Origin of the sequence: Pseudomonas sp. URMO17WK12:I12, assembly GCF_000514395.1 — a bacterium.
Classification (GTDB): domain Bacteria; phylum Pseudomonadota; class Gammaproteobacteria; order Pseudomonadales; family Pseudomonadaceae; genus Aquipseudomonas; species Aquipseudomonas mucoides.
Window position 1 is genome coordinate 64180 of record NZ_KI911392.1, and the last position, 16979, is coordinate 81158.

Here is a 16979-nt window from a genome sequence, read left to right on the forward strand (position 1 = left end):
GCCTTACACCGCCAGCGCCATGTAGAACTGCGTACCCTGCCCCGGCCGCGAATAGACGCCCATGCGCCCACCATGCAGTTGCACGATTTCCTTGCACAGCGCCAGGCCAAGCCCGGCGCCGCCCTTCTTGCGGCCGACCTGGACAAAAGGCTCGAAAATTCGCCCTTGCTGGCCATAGGCAATGCCTTCGCCGTTATCCTCGACACTGATAATCACCCGCTCGCCATGGCGCCGGGCCTGCAATCGGATCAGGCCTTCCCGTGCGGTATGGCGCAAAGCGTTGTCGATCAGGTTGTCGAGCACCCGGTCCAGCTGCGGTTGGTCGGCCTGCAATCGGGGTAACGGCCCTTGCACCTCTATGCGCAATTCGATGCCCTGCTCAGTCGCCGCCTCGGCAAAGCGGGCATGGGCCTGCGCCAACAGTTCCTCGATGGAGCATGGGGCCAGGGTCAGTTTCTGCAAGCCGTTCTGGTAGCGAGAGAAGTTCAGCAGGTCGTTGATCAACTGCATCAGGCGCTGCATTTCTTCATTGACCGTATCCAGCAGGTCGGCTTCGCGAGAGTCCTGTGGAAATTTCGCCCGCTCACGGAACAGACCGAACGCCATGTGCATGCCGGTCACCGGCGTTCGCAATTCATGGGACGCGCGCAGGACAAACTCGCTGCGCACCCGTTCGAACGCCCGCTGTTCAGTCACGTCATGCAACACCATGACCGCGCCGAGAATGTGCCCTTGGGTATGGCTGACCGGCGTCAGGCTGTAAGTCAGCAACCTCGATTCACCATCGACCTCGATACTCAGGTCTTCCGGCGCACGCTCCAGCGTGCCGCCGCGCAGCACCAGTTGCAGCTGTTCATCCAGCTCGGGACGTTCAAGGGCCGCGCCCAGCCCTTGGCCAAGGCGATCGGTGTCCCAACCCAACTGGCGCTGAGCCACCGGATTGAGGTGCTCGAGATGACCGTCGCGATCGATCATCAACAAGCCGTCATCGATGCTGTCGAGCACGGCTTGCAGACGTTGCTGACCGGCGAGCAGTTCATCGATGTTGGTGGCCTGATGCTCACGCAATGCCTCAGCCATGATCCCGAAGCGCTTGGTCAGCAGGTTCAATTCCACAGCAGACGACACCGGCAGGGTCACCTCGAAATTGCCCTGGCCAATATGATCGGCGGCCTGCGCCAAGGCTTCGATCGGTTCGCCAAAGCGCCGGGCAATCGCGTGTGCCGTCACGAACCCGATGATCAACACCGCCAATCCCACCAGACCCAGCAAGCCCGCCACCAGTAACGCGCGCTCCCGGGACTGGCGTTCGGTGCTGTTGATGTCATCCAGCGCCCGCTTGTGCTCTGCGAGAAGACCGTTGCGCAAGGTGTTGAATTTTTCCGTGAGGGCTTCGCTGCCACTCAGAACCTTGGTGGGCTCAGTGGCCTGGCCGTAGGCCTGAACAAACTCCAGATAATCAACCTTGGCCTGTTTGAACCCGTATTGACCGCCATTGCCGTTTTGCTCAAGGGCAATGCCCTCATCGAGCAACTGCAAGTAGTGTTGCCTGGACGCCTCGAACCCGGCTGGATCCGGTTTTTCGTTGACCATGATCATCAGTTGATCGCCCAGGGTCTGGCGTAGTTTCAATCCCAGATCGAGCGTGACGAAGTTGTTGCGAACGAGCGCTTCCTGGGACCCGGCCATCTGCATCACGCTGACCAGTCCGAGCAAGAGCCCGAGCAGTGCCACGGTGATCAGTGCAGAAATACTCAGAAACAGCCGAGTACGCAGCTTCATCGCCAATTTCATCGGTGGCAGCTCACAAGTTGTATTGCTTGCGTTTGCGGTACAGGGTCGAGGCATCAATGCCCAGGGTCTTGGCCGCTTGATCCAGTGTATCCGCCGTGGCGAGGACTGCACCGATGTGAGCTTTCTCAAGTTCGTCCAGACTCAACGCCGCGCCAATGCGCGGCGCATTATTGACCGGGGTTTCGGCCATGCCCAAATGGCTGATTTCGACCCGTTCTTGTGGACAAATAATGCTCGCCCGCTCCACCACGTTACGCAGTTCGCGAATATTGCCGGGCCAGCGATAACCTAGCAGTGCCTCGCGGGCCTCATCGCTGAAGGCTCGGGCCGGGCGCGCATACTCCTTGACGAAGCGAGCGAGGAAACGGTCGGCCAGGTTCAGGATGTCTTCACGGCGCTCGCGCAGCGGCGGCAGGTGCAACGTGATGACGTTCAGGCGATAGAGCAAGTCTTCGCGGAAGCGGCCGTCGCGCACCATGTCTTCAAGGTTCAGGTTAGTCGCCGCCAGAATGCGCACATCGGCGCGGCGGGTCACCGGGTCCCCTACCCGCTCGTATTCCTTGTCTTGAATGAATCGCAGCAACTTGGGTTGCAAAGTCAGCGGAAAATCGCCGATCTCGTCGAGAAACAGCGTGCCGCCGTCGGCCTGGTTGACCCGCCCCAATGTACTTTCGCTGGCACCGGTAAAGGCCCCACGGCTGTGACCGAACAGTTCGCTTTCCATGAGTTCGGCGGTCAGGGACGGGCAGTTGATCGTGACACAGGACTTCTTCTGACGCTTGCTCCAGCCGTGAATCGCCTGGGACAGTTCACCTTTACCGGTGCCGGACTCACCCAGGATAAGGATGTTGGCATCGGTCCCGGCCACCTGGCGGGCGGTTTCGAGCACGACTTTCATCGCCGGGCTGTGGGAGTCCAGGCCATCCTTGGGTTTACGCACTTCACCTTCAAGGGCTTCCAGGCGGGCGGACAGTTGCCGCACTTCCAGTTGCTTGGCGGTGGCCAGACGCAATTGATCAGGGCTGCAGGGTTTGACCAGGTAATCGGCGGCGCCCGCCTGAATCGCATCGACCGCCGTGTCCACGGCCGAGTGCGCGGTGACGATCACCACACGCATCCACGGCGCCTGAATACGCATCTGAGCCAGCACATCCAGGCCATTGTCCTCACCCAGGCGCAGATCCAGAAAGCACAGGTCGAACACCTGACGCTGCAACAAGGCATCAGCCTGAGCGGCGCTGTTCGCGGTTGAGACGCTATAGCCCTCGTCTTCGAGGCAATAGCGGAAGGTTCGCAGGATAGCGGACTCATCGTCTACCAACAGAATGCGGCCTTGATGCACCGTGGCTGATTCCATGTTCCTGCGCTCCTTTAATGATTGATCTTGGTTAGTCCCGGATAAATCGGGCAAGTTGCATGGTCGATTCTGATCCATTCCAGCACCGGCAGGGTAGCTATCTAAGGCCTGTCTGACTAATTCGCTGATTTTCATGGCTTTTTATCAAAACACCGCATTTTTGGCGGTTACCCGCTTCCCTTTCTGACATCTGCGCCCGTCGCGCAATTCAAAAATATTCAAAGTGCCTGCGAATCTATCGTGCATTTCGCACGACCCTGGAGGGGTCATCGTGCAGGATGCGTCGCAAACGATTTTCATAAACTTGTTAACTTGTTGATTTTATTCAGTTTTATTCGCGCAAAAAAGCTGGCATGCAGGCTGCAATGGTCTGAGTAATCAGGGCATTTATCTCTATGCCCACCAACAAGATCACCACCAAAGTGGGAGGAGCTTCAGGATGAATCGCTACCGTGCCGCCCAACTGCGAATCTCGCCACTGCATATCCAGCAAGGCTTATTTGCTGTTCTGGCCTTGCTGATCACGCTGATCGCCGGCCAACAGTTCATGCGTTGGGAGCAGAGCCAGCAGCCAGAGGCACCGCACGTTTCGATTCAACCTGCAGCCCAAACCCACTTCAGCGCCGCCAGCAGCAGTCAGGCCGACCTCACCCCCATGCGGATGATGGACGTCGACCAGGCGCAGCCACTGGACGAGATGCCTCGTCAGGAGCGCTGGGTGTTTTAGGTAATCGAACTTGGCGTGCGGTCTGCGCCGGGACAAGCACCAAAAGCGACACCTCTAAATAATGAAGCGTAAGGAGAATCACCATGTTGAGCTGGGCAATCACCTTCTTGATCATTGCCATCATCGCTGCAGTACTGGGCTTCGGTGGTATCGCGGGCACCGCCACGGGTATCGCCAAGATTCTCTTTGTCGTGTTCCTGGTGATGTTTATTGCTTCCTTCTTCTTTGGCCGTCGCGGTCGAGGCTGAACATGAGCGTTTTGTACAAGACACTGGCAGCCGCCCTGCTTTTGGGCGGTAGTGCCATGGCAATGGCGGCCAATGACGGCCAAATGCGGGCCAACGGGTTACTCACCACCGACCCGCAGTACCGTGACACATGGCAAGGCGTGGTGAAGAAGGAAGAACGCCTGCCGGAATGGGTGATGAACCTGTCTGGCGATGCCGAACAAATGAATGCTGTTGAGGAAGATGGCCACAAGTATCTGGTTGGGCCGCTGTGTGAATCACAGCCCACCTGCCTGAAGGAACGCTTGATCGTGGCTTTCAGTTTCGACAAGGAAGATGCCTACGCCATGCTGGTCGAAGTGCCCGCAGGACTGCCGGCCGACAAGTCGCCCACGCGACATGCCAGTTACCGCTTCCTCGGCAAACCGGACCAGGGCATGCAGGACCTGTTGATGGAACAGCTGAAAAAAGATCCGAACTGGTACTGAATTTGTCATATGAAAGAAGCACCCTGCTTCTCTCTACTGCGCTACCCGAGGAAGGTAGACGCATGACCATGGGGCCGGGACGTTCTGACTGTTGCAGGGTCGGAGTGACCTACGGGTACAGGGAGTACCTGCGCAAGGGCCGGGTCAGGCAAAAGCTGCGACGCAAATTCGCCGGGTCATCGGGACTCGACGAATTTGCGGAGAGCTTCATTCGCAAAAAAGCAGCGATCCAGAGCGCATCGCTCATTTATCTTTATGCCATTTCCGCTACAAACCCCGCAAAAACATTTCGCGGTATTTCTTCGCGACCGTATATCGAGAAATCTGTCTGCAAATGACTGCGATTTTTTACAGCTAAACGTAAGTTTTTCCTGAAGTTTTAACCCTGAATCCCCCGCTCAAAAAACAACCAACCTCCTCTGAGATGGCCGGTTCACGGCACTTATGGCTGCCGAAATGGCGTATTCGAACCGGTTGGGACGCCAGTTTCATTTGAAAAAGCTCATGCCGATTCGGCATAGGGTAGGCGTTTACGGCATTAGACGTCGCTTCCTTGCATCGGAATAGTTGCGCCTTTTTTCGCCTGCCAGAGAGCCACTAACAAGCGCTCCGGGGCTCCTTATACGGGGGCAGATGCACGCACTTTTCGCCACAAGCGAACCAGTGAATGCGTCTGCCTGAGTCAAACGCAAGTAAGGGTAATGATATGAAGAAGGCAAAGCTTAGCCTCGCCTGGCAGATCCTCATCGGTCTGGTATTGGGGATTGCAATCGGTGCGCTGCTCAACCATTTCAGTGCCGAAAAAGCCTGGTGGATCAGCAACGTCCTGCAACCAGCAGGCGATATCTTTATCCGTCTGATCAAGATGATCGTGATCCCGATCGTGATCTCTTCGCTGGTCGTCGGCATCGCTGGCGTCGGTGACGCCAAGAAACTCGGGCGCATCGGCCTGAAGACCATCATCTACTTCGAGATCGTCACCACCATCGCCATTCTGGTCGGTCTGGTGTTGGCCAACGTGGTCCATCCAGGCACCGGCATCGACATGAGCACCCTGGGTACCGTGGATATTTCCAAGTACCAGGCCACTGCCGCCGAGGTTCAGCATGAACACGCGTTCATCGAAACCATCCTCAACCTGATCCCGTCGAACATCTTCGCGGCCATGGCCCGCGGCGAGATGCTGCCGATCATCTTCTTCTCCGTGTTGTTCGGCCTCGGTTTGTCGAGCCTGCAATCGGACCTGCGCGAGCCGCTGGTGAAGATGTTCCAGGGCGTCTCGGAAAGCATGTTCAAAGTCACCCACATGATCATGAACTACGCCCCGATCGGCGTATTCGCACTGATCGCGGTGACCGTGGCCAACTTCGGCTTCGCTTCCCTGCTGCCACTGGCCAAACTGGTCGTGCTGGTGTACTTCGCCATTGCGTTCTTTGCCTTCGTGGTGCTGGGCCTGATCGCCCGCCTGTTCGGCTTCTCGGTGATCAAGCTGATGCGCATCTTCAAGGATGAGCTGGTACTGGCCTACTCCACTGCCAGCTCCGAAACCGTGCTGCCGCGCGTGATCGAGAAGATGGAAGCCTACGGCGCGCCGAAAGCCATTTGCAGCTTCGTGGTGCCGACCGGGTACTCGTTCAACCTCGACGGTTCGACCCTGTACCAGAGCATCGCGGCAATCTTCATTGCCCAGCTGTACGGCATCGACCTGTCGATCAGCCAGCAATTGCTGCTGGTGCTGACCCTGATGGTCACCTCCAAAGGCATCGCCGGCGTACCGGGCGTGTCCTTCGTGGTGCTGCTGGCCACGTTGGGCAGCGTCGGTATTCCGCTGGAAGGCCTGGCATTCATCGCCGGTGTCGACCGCATCATGGACATGGCCCGTACCGCATTGAACGTGATCGGTAACGCGCTGGCCGTGCTGGTCATCTCGCGCTGGGAAGGCATGTACGACGACGCCAAGGGTCAGCGCTACTGGAACTCCCTGCCGCACTGGCGCAGCAAGGAAAAACTCCCGGCTGGCGAGGTTTCCAAGAACTGACGCAAAACCTTGCAGGAGTGAGCCTGCTCGCGATAGCGGTGTATCAAACAACAGAGATGTTGGATGTGCCGCCCCATCGCGAGCAGGCTCACTTCTACAAAGGTCCGGTGTAAGCCGAACAAACAAACCCCGGAGAAATCCGGGGTTTGTCGTTTCTGGCTACCCCGCTATCATTCGCCGCATATTCCGGGGGATTTGACTGATGCTTAATGGCCTGTGGCTTGGCTTCTTCATCGTGGCGGCCGTTTCGGCGCTGGCGCAATGGCTGATCGGTGGCAACGCCGGGATCTTCGCGGCGATGGTGGAGAGTATTTTCGCCATGGCCAAACTGTCGGTCGAAGTCATGGTCCTGCTGTTCGGCACCCTGACCTTGTGGCTGGGCTTTCTGCGCATCGCCGAGAAAGCCGGAATCGTCGAATGGCTGGCCAAAGCCCTGGGCCCACTGTTCCTGCGCCTGATGCCGGAAGTGCCGCCTGGTCACCCGGCCCTCGGCCTGATCACCCTGAACTTCGCCGCCAACGGCCTGGGCCTGGACAACGCCGCCACACCGATCGGCCTCAAGGCGATGAAAGCCCTGCAGGAGCTCAACCCCAGCGCCACCGTGGCCAGCAACGCGCAGATCCTGTTCCTGGTGCTCAACGCCTCCTCCCTGACCCTGCTGCCGGTGACGATTTTCATGTACCGCGCCCAGCAAGGCGCGCCGGACCCGACGCTGGTGTTCCTGCCAATTCTGCTCGCCACCAGTTGCTCGACTGTCGTCGGCTTCCTGTCGGTCGCATTCATGCAGCGCCTGCGCATCTGGGACCCGGTGGTGCTGGCGTACCTGATTCCCGGTGCCCTCGCCCTCGGTGGCTTCATGGCGCTGCTGGCGACGCTCTCAGCCACCGCGCTGGCCGGCCTGTCATCGATCCTCGGCAACCTGACGCTGTTCGGGCTGATCATGCTGTTTCTGATCATCGGCGCACTGCGCAAAGTAAAGGTCTACGAAGCGTTCGTCGAAGGCGCCAAAGAAGGCTTCGACGTGGCCAAGAACCTGCTGCCGTACCTGGTGGCGATGCTCTGTGCGGTGGGTGTGCTGCGGGCGTCCGGCGCGCTGGACTTTGGTCTGGACGGAATTCGGCACCTGGTGGAGTGGGCCGGTTGGGACACGCGCTTCGTCGACGCATTGCCGACGGCGATGGTCAAACCGTTCTCCGGCAGCGCCGCGCGGGCGATGCTGATCGAAACCATGAAAACCTCCGGGGTAGACAGCTTCCCGGCGCTGGTGGCGGCCACGGTTCAGGGCAGCACCGAGACCACGTTCTATGTGTTGGCGGTGTACTTTGGTGCGGTGGGCATCCAGCGCGCGCGGCATGCGGTGGGGTGTGCGTTGCTGGCAGAACTGGCCGGCGTACTGGGCGCCATCGGGGTGTGCTACTGGTTCTTCGGCTGACCGATATCCCCCTGTAGAAGTGAGCCTGCTCGCGATAGTGATGTAACAGTCGGTATTTATTGCGACTGATACACCGCTATCGCGAGCAGGCTCACTCCTACATTGGGTTTGTATTGGCCTTAAGGTCTCGCGGGCAGCTCGACCTTCTGCCCTTGCTCAACCGCCCAGTTCACCACCTGCACCGTCAATTGGTCGCTCGCCTGGCCAAACCCCGCAACCACTGCGGGCACGTTCACATCGCTCAGTGGCTGGCGCACTTCGAAGCGGCGGCTGGCGAGGATGCGCTGGTCATAACCGCGCACCAGCAAGGCATCCAGGCTTACGACAACAGTGGCGGTCGTGCCCTGATACTCAGTCTGAAACGCCTGCAAATGCCCGCCCAGCTCAAGATCCGCCTGGAAAATGCTGTCGTCGGTGCTCAACAGCGGCACCCGGCCGTCACGCTGAAAGCCATCCAGCAGACGATTGCGCAGCAGTACCGGCGCCGGATCGCTCCAACGTGAGCCCTTGTAGCTGCTGATCACATCGCCTTGGGGGATTACCGCGATGTTCGGGCCGTCCAGTGCGTTGCTGGCCTGGAGTTTGGTCAGGCGCAGCGACCAGCGTTGCGGCGTGCCATGACCGGCCGACGCGGAGCTCTGGGCCGACGGCAATCGATAAACATCGAACGGCTCGGGCTTGGGCAGGATCGAGCACGAACTGATCAGCGTGAAGCCGGCGAGGAGGGCGATACGAGTCAGCTTCATGGCGTGAATTCCTTGCTCTTGTCACTGCCCAGCAGGTAACCGCTGGGGTTTTCCTCGAGGCGTTGAGAGATGGCGCGCAACGAGGTCAGGGTTTCACGCAGCTCGCGCACCGCCGGGGCCAGGCCATTGAGGCCCTGCATGCCGCTGTTGAGCGAATCCTGATTGGTGGCGAGCAACTTGTTGATCGTCGCGGTGCTCTGCTGCAGCGATTTCATTGCCTGCTCGGCGCTGCCCAACGCGTCCTTGCCATGGTCATTGAGCAGGCCGTTGGCATTGCGCATCAACGCCGTGGTCTGTTCCAGCATGTTGTTGGCCTGCTTGCCCACCGACGCCAGTTGCTGCATCGCCTGACGGATATCGCCGCGCTGATCGGCAATCGCCCCGGTGGTTTGCTCCAGGTGCTCCAACGTGTTGCTGATGCGCTCGACGTTTTCCGTGGAGAACAACAGGTTGGCATTCTGCATCAGCGTGTTCACCCCGGACATCAGGTCGTTGCTGTCATTGAGCAGGCGCGCGATGGGCGAGGGCGAGGCGACGATGGTCGGCAGGTTGCCGTCCTTGCCCTTGAGCGCCGGGCTCTGCGGAGTGCCGCCGCTGAGCTGGATGATCGAAGTCCCGGTGACGCCGGTCAGTGCCAGTTTGGCCTGGGTGTCTTCCTTGACCGGAGTGTCACCACCCAGACGAATCCGCGCCAACACCCGGCGCGGGTCTTTCGGGTCCAGGCGCAATGTCACCACGTCGCCGACCTTGATCCCGCTGTACTGCACCGAACTGCCTTTGGACAGGCCGCTGACCGCCTCATTGAAGACCACTTCGTAATCCTTGAACTCGGTGTCGACGCTGGACTTGGCCAGCCACAAGCCGAAGAGCAGGGCGCCTGCCACCACAATCACGGTGAACAGGCCGATCAATACATGATGGGCTCGGGTTTCCATGTCAGACCTCGTTCAACTGTTGAGCGGCCGTCAACGCCGCGCGGCCGCGAGGGCCATGGAAGTATTCGTGAATCCACGCGTCATCGGTTTCCGAGACCTTGTCGATGGCGTCCGCCACCAGCACTTTCTTCTGCGCCAGCACCGCCACCCGGTCGGTGATGGTGTAGAGCGTGTCGAGGTCGTGGGTTACCAGAAACACACTCAGGCCCAGCGCATCGCGCAGGGTCAGGATCAATTGATCGAATGCCGCCGCGCCAATCGGGTCGAGGCCGGCCGTGGGTTCGTCGAGAAACAGGATGTCCGGGTCCAGCGCCAGCGCGCGGGCCAGCGCCGCCCGCTTGATCATGCCGCCGGACAGCGAAGCGGGGTACTTGTCGGCAGCCGACAGCGGCAGCCCGGCCAGCGCCAGTTTGACCGCCGCCAGGTGCTCGGCGTCTTCACGGCTCAGGCCGGCGTGTTCGATCAAGGGCAGGGCTACGTTTTCGGTCACGGTCAGCGAAGAGAACAGGGCACCTTGCTGGAACAGCACACCAAAACGCCGTTCAACCTTCGAGCGCTCCAGCTCGGACAAGGTCGCCAGGTTTTTACCGAACACCTTCACGTCCCCATCGTTAGGCCGACGCAGGCCGACAATGCTGCGAAGGAGCACCGATTTGCCGCTGCCGGAACCGCCGACCACGGCGAGAATTTCACCTTTGTACAAATCGAGGTCGAGGTTTTCGTGCACGCTTTGACTGCCAAAGCGATTGCATAGCCCGCGGACTTCGATCACCGCCTCGGAAGGCGCTCGGGGTAAACGACTCACCAGCCCATCTCCATGAAAAACAGAGCGGCCACCGCGTCGAGCACGATCACCACAAAAATCGACTGGACCACGCTGGACGTAGTGTGCGCTCCGACCGACTCGGCGCTGCCGCTGACTTTGAACCCTTCAAGACAGCCAATCGAGGCGATCAAAAACGCGAAAATAGGTGCTTTGACGATCCCCACCAGAAAATGCTGAACACCGATGTCCGATTGCAGCAGCGAGAGGAACATCGCTGGCGAAATATCCAGCGACACCGCACAGACCACGCCGCCGCCAATGATCCCCGAGAGCATCGCCAGAAAGGTCAGCATCGGTAAGGCGACCAGCAATGCCAAAACACGCGGCACCACCAGCAACTCCATCGGGTCGAGGCCCAGGGTGCGGATGGCGTCGATTTCTTCGTTGGCCTTCATCGAGCCGATCTGCGCGGTGAACGCACTGGCGGTGCGCCCGGCCATCAGAATCGCCGTCAACAGCACCGCGAATTCGCGCAGGAAGGAAAAGGCCACCAGGTCCACGGTGAACACCGTGGCGCCGAAACGGGCTAACACCGTCGCCCCGAGAAACGCCACCACTGCGCCCACCAAAAAGGTCAGCAGGGCGACGATGGGCGCGGCGTCGAGACCGGTTTGTTCGATGTGCGCGACCATGGGCGTGATGCGCCAACGCTTGGGCTGAAACAGGCTGCGGGCGATGGTTTCGATAATCAGTCCGACGAAACCCAACAGTTGCAGGGTGTCCTGCCAGACCGCGTCCACGGCACGGCCAATGCGGGTCAGCAATTGAATACTGACGCTGATTTCCGGTTCCTTGATGGGCACACAGAAATCGGTCATTGAGCGGTAGATGGTCTGCAGCAGGGCGCGATCGGCGGTGGACAGGGTGCAATCGGGGTGTTCGGCGGACCGGCCGAGGCGCTCGGTCCCCAGCAGCTCGACCAGAAGCGAGGCACCGGCGGTGTCGAGGGCACCGAGACTGTTGAGATCGATGTGGGTGTTGTCGTCGTACTGGCCGCGAAGCTTTTCGCACAAGGTCTTGAGATCGGCGTAATGGGCAAGCGTCCAGTCACCCGTAACCCGCAGTTGAGCAGGGGAGTGAGAGTCGTCCAACTGGGCATTACCGGCCATTGTGCTGCTGGTCATAAGCTCCGTGCTTGTTCGGTTAATTACACAGAGCTACGTAATAGCATGAACCGAGCTACTTTTCTTTGGTCGGTGTGCTGTCCGTGACGATGAAGCGCAGCACGCCGATAACCTGGCCATCTTCGGTCAACACCCGGACCTGCCATTTGCCCGCCGGGTTACCCGGGAAGTTCTGTTTGTGGGTCCAGGCGCGGTAGCCTTCCTTGCGTCCACCATGGATATCCAGCGGGATGCGGTCGACCTCTTTACCGTTGAACTGCCACACGTGATAGATGCGCTCATCCAGACCGCGCGGGGCGTTGATCGCGGTGTAGGCATACAGCCCGCCACCACGAATCTGCTCGGCAGTCACTTCATCCAGGCTTTCGCCGGGGGTGCGGTCCTGCATTTGCGTGCTGATTGCCACGTCGGTCATCCACAGGGTCGCCGGCGGCACCCACGAACGCAGCACCCAACCGAGGGCGCCGATGCCCAGGGTGATACTGAGGATCGCCAAAGCGTTGCGCACGGTGCGGATCGGGAAGATCGACGCCAGGCTCGGGAACGACAGCAGCACGGCGATCCCCAGCGCCAGTTTGAAACTCTGGGACGTGGTGAGGTGCATGATGACGGGCAGGGCGGTCAGCAACGCCGCGAACAGCGTCAGGGTATGCAGCGCCAGGAACGCCCAGCGCCGGGGCGCCAGCCATTTGTAGTAGAGCGGGTCGATGATGGAAATCAGCGCGGCGATGCTCAACAGCCCGGTGAAGAATAATTGGCCGCTGTTCCAGGTGGTGGTGATGAAAAAGAACGGCAGGACGAAGAACAGGCTTTCCTGGTGGATCATCTGCGTGGCGTAACGCAGCAGCGGCTGGGGAATCTCGCGTTTGAAGATTTTGGTGAACAGCTGGGTGAGGCTGTTTTCCAGCATCAGCCAGACCCAACTGAGCACCATGATGATGGTGATCCAGGTCGCCAGGCCTTGTTGGCGATCCACCAGGATGAAGCTGCCGACACCGGAGATGAAACCACCGAGCGCGATGACCCCAGGATAGCGCTTCATCAATTCCAGGATGCGCTGGACGTATTGGGTCAGGATCGGCATTCGGCGGTTCACATTCGTCGTAGGAAATATCCTCGACAGGTTACCCGCCGGCGGGCGACGTGGCGAGGCCCGCGGTCGACCCGGAGCCCTTGTAGCAGCTGCCGAACGCAGCCTTCGGCAGCGGCTACACGGTGGGCGGTGTCCTTCTGTACAAGCGCCAGCCCAATAAGCCGAACACCAGCAGCCCCAACACCCCGGCAATTACCCACATCAACTGGTCATCACCCATCAGCGGCTTCTCGATCCGCAAATACCCGGGCTGCAGCAGCAACTCACGCAACGCCTTGTTCGCTTCCTCCAGCGTCACCCCTTGCAGTTCCCTCGCCGGATCAGCGAAGCGCCCGTCCTCATAGTCGCCAAGGGCACTCCAGTAATAATCCGCCAGCGCGCTATTGCCTTGCACGGCCCAGGCCTGACGGGCGATGGCCGCCTGCTTGAGACGGTTGAAGGTGTCGGCGTCGAGACCGTCCTTGAGCAACTGCGCCTTCAACGCCTCAAGGACCCGTTCAGCCTGAGGCACATCATCGCGCTCAAGGTCGGCGTTCAGGCTCATAAAGCCCACACCGCCGAACAACTCGCGTTCCGCCGAAGGCCCGTAGGACAAGCTATGGACCAGACGCATCTGGCGATACAGCGCCCAGTCCAGATAGTCCTTGAGCAGGTCGAACGTCTCGTCGTGCTCATCCTCAAGCACCGGCTCCGGCACCAGCCAGTGCAACTTGGCACCATCGCCGACGAAACCACTGCTCAGCGTGCGTTCATGGGCGGCACTGGAACGAATTTCCGGCAGGGGCAAGTGCTCGCTCGGGTCGACTGCCACCAGCTCCCCCCAGGCCCGTTCCAGATAGGCCGGCAGCAACCGGTCGAGGTCGCCGACCATGATCAGCGTCATGTTGTTAGGCGCGTACCAGAGCTTGCGCACCTTCTCCAGTTGTTCACGGGTCAGGTGATCGACTTCAGCGCGCTGTGGGCATTTGAGGCCCAGTTCCACCGCCAATTGATTACTGGCTGTATGGCCAAGGTCCTGGCGATCCAGCCAACGTTGCAGGTGAGTGTAATGACCGCCGTCTTCGCGCTCGACCACTTGCTTGGCGGCGTTGATGGCGTTGTCGTCGATGCGGGTCTGGGTCAGCAGCGCCAGCAACAGGTCGAGGACCTTGCGCTGGTTTTTCGCCGGGGCTTCGATGACGAACGTGGTGTCGGCGTTGCTGGTGTAAGCGTTCCACTCACCCCCCAGCGCCTGCATGCGCTCCTCCAGCCCCCCTTCGCCGGTGGCGTCGATACCGCTGAACAACAAGTGTTCGAGCAGATGGGGCAGTTCTTTGTCGGCGCAATTGAAATCATCCAGGCCTACGCCGACCACCAGGCGAATCGCCACATGCCCGCGGTCAGCGCCCGGTTTGAGCAGCAATTGCAGGCCATTGGGCAGCGTATAGCCCTCGACCTGAAAACGATCCAGGGCAAACGAAGGAAGTGAACCCAGCAACAAACAGGCGAACAACAGACAACGCATAACAGGTTTCCATACGGCTGATTGGAGATCCGTGTCGCTTTCCGGCAGCCATCGCGAGCAGGCTCGCTCCCACAGTTTCACCGAAGCTCCAGTGTGGGAGCGAGCCTGCTCGCGATGCTTTTAAGCCGGAACCCATGTAACTGACTGATCACACTGCCAGACGTTCAAGGCGAATGCGTGATGTCCGCGAAATCGTCGACCGACAATGCCCCCGTGTCGGACGTTTCCAGCACCACATACGCGCTGCTGCAAAACAGCGAATTCAAACGTTTCATGTCGGCAATCAGCTCCAGGTGCAGCGAACTGGTCTCGATGCTTTGCACAATCTTACGTTGCAAGCGGCTGACATGGGCATGGGCCAGACGCCTTTCCTGTGCGCGAAAACGACGTTTTTCGCGCAACAACTGACGGGCACTTTCCTTATCGGAGCTCAGGAATACGGACAACCCCAGTCGCAGATTGGAGATTAGCTGGCTGTGCAGCCCGGCCAATTCCTCCAGCCCCACCTCGGAAAAAGACCGGCGCTGCGAGGTTTTCTGCTGCTGAACCTTGCGCAACATACGTTCGATCAGGTCGCTGGCGAGTTTCAGGTTGATCGCCAATTCAATGATTTCAGCCCAGCGCCGGCTGTCCTGGTCGCTGAGGTCTTCACGGGGCATTTGCGCCAGGTAGAGTTTGATTGCGCTGTAGAGCGCTTCGACATCATCGGTCAGGCGGCGCATTTCCTGGGTCACGGCGGTTTGCTTGCCGCGCAGCACATCGAGCATCGCTTCGAGCATGTTGTCGATCAGATCGCCCATGCGCAGGGTTTCCCGCGCCGCATTGGCCAGCGCCAGGCTCGGCGTGTCCAGCGCGGTCGGGTCGAGGTGCCGGGGTTTGGCCATTCCGTTGACGACCGGCCGCTCTGGCAACAGCCAGGTGCATAGCCTGGCCATCCCTGCGACAGTCGGCGTCAGAATCAAGCAGCGGACGGTGTTGTAGAGCAGGTGGAAGCCGATGACCGTTTCCTGAGGACTGAAGTCCAGGCCATCGAGCCAGTGCACCAATGGGTTAAGCACCGGAATGATCAACACCAGGCCAATCAGTTTGTACAACAAGCTGCCCAAGGCCACTTGGCGCCCGGCGGAGTTCTGCATGCTGGTGCTGAGAAACGCGAGAACACCGCTGCCGATATTGGCGCCGATCACCAGACCGATGGCCACCGGCAAACTGATGACCTTGGCCCCGGCCAGCGTCGCCGTCAGCAGCACCGCGGCCAGGCTCGAGTAGGAGATCATCGCGAACAATGCGCCGACGAGGGCGTCGACCAGAATGTCGCCGGTCAACGAGGCAAAGATCACCTTCACCCCTTTGGCGTGGGTGATCGGCGCAGCCGCTTCGACGATCAATTGCAGCGCCAGAATGATCAATCCAAGGCCTATGGCCACGCGGCCCATCTGCCCGAGCCGGGTCTGTTTGCGCGACAGGAAGAAAATCACCCCGACAAAAATCAGCAGCGGCGACAGCCAGGAAAGGTCCAGGGTCAGCACCCGCGCCATCAGTGCTGTACCGACGTCGGCCCCCAGCATGGTCACCAGCGCAGGGGTCAACGCCATCAGGCCTTGCCCGACAAACGAAGTGACAAGCATGGCGGTGGCGTTACTGCTCTGCACCATCGCCGTCACCACGATCCCGGCGATAAACGCCAGCCAACGCTTGGACATGTTCTGGCCGATCACATGGCGCAGGTTGGTGCCGTAAACCCGCAGGATGCCGGTTCGGACGATGTGCGTGCCCCAGATCAACAAGGCCACAGCCGATAACAAATTGAGCAGGGTGAGCATAAAGGCCCCCTGTGATGGTCGCGCCCCAGAGGGGCAAATTGACGGTACCGCGCGTTCTTCTACGTTCTGTACTTAAGCTGTAGTTGGCTAACGGTCTGGGCGCCAGCATTGCACAGCTAAAGACGTGAATGAAACAAAACTGTCATGAAAATAGTGTCACCCTTGTGGGGGCGAGCCTGCTCGCGATGGCGGTATTGCATTCATCCCAATGTGGGCTGACCTCCGCTCAGGGGGGCTCAGTCACTGAAATGATCCTCACCCAGTCCTACGTCGATCAGATACTTGGCTGTTTCGGTGTTTCGCTTATCGCAGCGGGCATAGCATTTGATATGAAGGATCAAGCTGTACTTGTGCGGGATCAACAGGATTACACCGTCCAGTTGATCGAAGAGTTTGGCCTGAAGTCGATTTTTTCCTCTTTTGTTTCTATTTTTAGCCAATCGTTAACTTCAACAGGTTCTGGAGTCCATCCGACTTGCTTGAACTTTTGTTGTAATTCATCAAGGAGTAATACCGCTTGCTCAAATGGCAAGGTTTCAAGCATCGGCGACGTAGTCAGGGTAATCGCTTTGAAATCGGACCACCCAATCGCGCCAAACCTGGTAGCTGGCAACGTGAATCCATGCTGCTTGTCATCAAAGGTGATAATGACTGGGGTGCTAATCCAGGTTGAGCTCGGGTGAGGTGGCTCACTGGGATAAATGGCAGTTTTACGCAATACAGGAAACGTCGAACCCCTCACGACGCTTTCGTATAGCTTACCGATGTGAATAACCAAAAATCCATTGGGTAGTGAAAAGACGTCAGGCAAAAAAACAACATGAAAAAACGCTACACCCTCCAGCATGTAACGCGCCTCTTACAG

15 protein-coding genes are annotated in these 16979 nt (G+C 59.3%); 5 read left to right on the top strand and 10 right to left on the bottom strand.

Features of this window, described 5'->3' with window-relative positions; translation table 11 throughout:
- Positions 1–3 precede the first annotated feature (3 nt).
- Positions 4–1794 carry an ATP-binding protein gene (locus D882_RS0127270; protein WP_027926159.1) on the bottom strand — a complete coding sequence of 597 codons (1791 nt, stop codon included), beginning with the start codon at positions 1792–1794 and terminating at the stop codon, positions 4–6.
- 10 nt (positions 1795–1804) lie between these two features.
- Complete coding sequence (gene algB / locus D882_RS0127275; protein ID WP_027926160.1) at positions 1805–3151, bottom strand: sigma-54-dependent response regulator transcription factor AlgB; 1347 nt, start codon at positions 3149–3151, stop codon at positions 1805–1807.
- 439 nt (positions 3152–3590) lie between these two features.
- On the opposite strand from algB, the gene D882_RS0127280 reads away from it, so the two are divergent.
- From D882_RS0127280 to D882_RS0127305, 5 genes are all read left to right on the top strand, one after another.
- Positions 3591–3878 carry a hypothetical protein gene (locus D882_RS0127280; protein WP_027926161.1) on the top strand — a complete coding sequence of 96 codons (288 nt, stop codon included), beginning with the start codon at positions 3591–3593 and terminating at the stop codon, positions 3876–3878.
- 83 nt (positions 3879–3961) lie between these two features.
- A complete protein-coding gene (locus D882_RS1000000132410) occupies positions 3962–4126 on the top strand; it encodes a DUF1328 domain-containing protein (RefSeq protein WP_003177151.1) in 165 nt (54 codons plus the stop codon).
- Between the two features lie 2 nt (positions 4127–4128).
- Positions 4129–4593 carry an inhibitor of vertebrate lysozyme family protein gene (locus tag D882_RS0127290; RefSeq protein ID WP_027926162.1) on the top strand — a complete coding sequence of 155 codons (465 nt, stop codon included), beginning with the start codon at positions 4129–4131 and terminating at the stop codon, positions 4591–4593.
- 706 nt (positions 4594–5299) lie between these two features.
- Positions 5300–6631 carry a glutamate/aspartate:proton symporter GltP gene (gltP, locus tag D882_RS0127300; protein WP_027926163.1) on the top strand — a complete coding sequence of 444 codons (1332 nt, stop codon included), beginning with the start codon at positions 5300–5302 and terminating at the stop codon, positions 6629–6631.
- A gap of 202 nt (positions 6632–6833) precedes the next feature.
- A complete protein-coding gene (locus D882_RS0127305; protein WP_027926164.1) occupies positions 6834–8063 on the top strand; it encodes a nucleoside recognition domain-containing protein in 1230 nt (409 codons plus the stop codon).
- 119 nt (positions 8064–8182) lie between these two features.
- On the opposite strand, the gene D882_RS0127310 is transcribed toward D882_RS0127305, so the two are convergent.
- The 8 genes from D882_RS0127310 to D882_RS01000000131515 form a co-directional block, all read right to left on the bottom strand.
- Positions 8183–8809 (bottom strand): ABC-type transport auxiliary lipoprotein family protein, encoded by a 627-nt coding sequence (locus tag D882_RS0127310; RefSeq protein ID WP_027926165.1) that lies wholly within the window; start codon positions 8807–8809, stop codon positions 8183–8185.
- Entirely contained in the window at positions 8806–9744 is a 939-nt protein-coding gene (locus D882_RS0127315) for an MlaD family protein (RefSeq protein WP_027926166.1), read from the bottom strand. Before D882_RS0127315 ends, D882_RS0127310 begins: the two co-directional genes overlap by 4 nt.
- A gap of 1 nt (position 9745) precedes the next feature.
- Positions 9746–10549, bottom strand: coding sequence for an ABC transporter ATP-binding protein (locus D882_RS0127320; RefSeq protein WP_027926167.1), 804 nt, complete (start codon positions 10547–10549; stop codon positions 9746–9748).
- Positions 10546–11694, bottom strand: a complete 1149-nt coding sequence (locus tag D882_RS0127325) for an ABC transporter permease (RefSeq protein ID WP_027926168.1) — start codon at positions 11692–11694, stop codon at positions 10546–10548. Before D882_RS0127325 ends, D882_RS0127320 begins: the two co-directional genes overlap by 4 nt.
- A 55-nt stretch (positions 11695–11749) precedes the next feature.
- Positions 11750–12778, bottom strand: coding sequence for a DUF5924 family protein (locus D882_RS0127330; protein WP_027926169.1), 1029 nt, complete (start codon positions 12776–12778; stop codon positions 11750–11752).
- A gap of 124 nt (positions 12779–12902) precedes the next feature.
- Positions 12903–14291, bottom strand: coding sequence for a pitrilysin family protein (locus tag D882_RS0127335; RefSeq protein WP_027926170.1), 1389 nt, complete (start codon positions 14289–14291; stop codon positions 12903–12905).
- 164 nt (positions 14292–14455) lie between these two features.
- Positions 14456–16114 carry a Na/Pi cotransporter family protein gene (locus D882_RS0127340; protein ID WP_027926171.1) on the bottom strand — a complete coding sequence of 553 codons (1659 nt, stop codon included), beginning with the start codon at positions 16112–16114 and terminating at the stop codon, positions 14456–14458.
- Between the two features lie 367 nt (positions 16115–16481).
- Positions 16482–16961, bottom strand: a complete 480-nt coding sequence (locus D882_RS01000000131515) for a hypothetical protein (protein ID WP_050590255.1) — start codon at positions 16959–16961, stop codon at positions 16482–16484.
- Positions 16962–16979 lie beyond the last annotated feature (18 nt).

Coding starts and splice junctions, on each gene's coding strand:
- D882_RS0127270 (WP_027926159.1), bottom strand. CDS start 1,794: ATGAAATTGGCGATGAAGCTGCGTACTCGGCTGTTTCTGAGTATTTCT.
- algB (WP_027926160.1), bottom strand. CDS start 3,151: ATGGAATCAGCCACGGTGCATCAAGGCCGCATTCTGTTGGTAGACGAT.
- D882_RS0127280 (WP_027926161.1), top strand. CDS start 3,591: ATGAATCGCTACCGTGCCGCCCAACTGCGAATCTCGCCACTGCATATC.
- D882_RS1000000132410 (WP_003177151.1), top strand. CDS start 3,962: ATGTTGAGCTGGGCAATCACCTTCTTGATCATTGCCATCATCGCTGCA.
- D882_RS0127290 (WP_027926162.1), top strand. CDS start 4,129: ATGAGCGTTTTGTACAAGACACTGGCAGCCGCCCTGCTTTTGGGCGGT.
- gltP (WP_027926163.1), top strand. CDS start 5,300: ATGAAGAAGGCAAAGCTTAGCCTCGCCTGGCAGATCCTCATCGGTCTG.
- D882_RS0127305 (WP_027926164.1), top strand. CDS start 6,834: ATGCTTAATGGCCTGTGGCTTGGCTTCTTCATCGTGGCGGCCGTTTCG.
- D882_RS0127310 (WP_027926165.1), bottom strand. CDS start 8,809: ATGAAGCTGACTCGTATCGCCCTCCTCGCCGGCTTCACGCTGATCAGT.
- D882_RS0127315 (WP_027926166.1), bottom strand. CDS start 9,744: ATGGAAACCCGAGCCCATCATGTATTGATCGGCCTGTTCACCGTGATT.
- D882_RS0127325 (WP_027926168.1), bottom strand. CDS start 11,694: ATGACCAGCAGCACAATGGCCGGTAATGCCCAGTTGGACGACTCTCAC.
- D882_RS0127330 (WP_027926169.1), bottom strand. CDS start 12,778: ATGCCGATCCTGACCCAATACGTCCAGCGCATCCTGGAATTGATGAAG.
- D882_RS0127335 (WP_027926170.1), bottom strand. CDS start 14,291: ATGCGTTGTCTGTTGTTCGCCTGTTTGTTGCTGGGTTCACTTCCTTCG.
- D882_RS0127340 (WP_027926171.1), bottom strand. CDS start 16,114: ATGCTCACCCTGCTCAATTTGTTATCGGCTGTGGCCTTGTTGATCTGG.
- D882_RS01000000131515 (WP_050590255.1), bottom strand. CDS start 16,961: ATGCTGGAGGGTGTAGCGTTTTTTCATGTTGTTTTTTTGCCTGACGTC.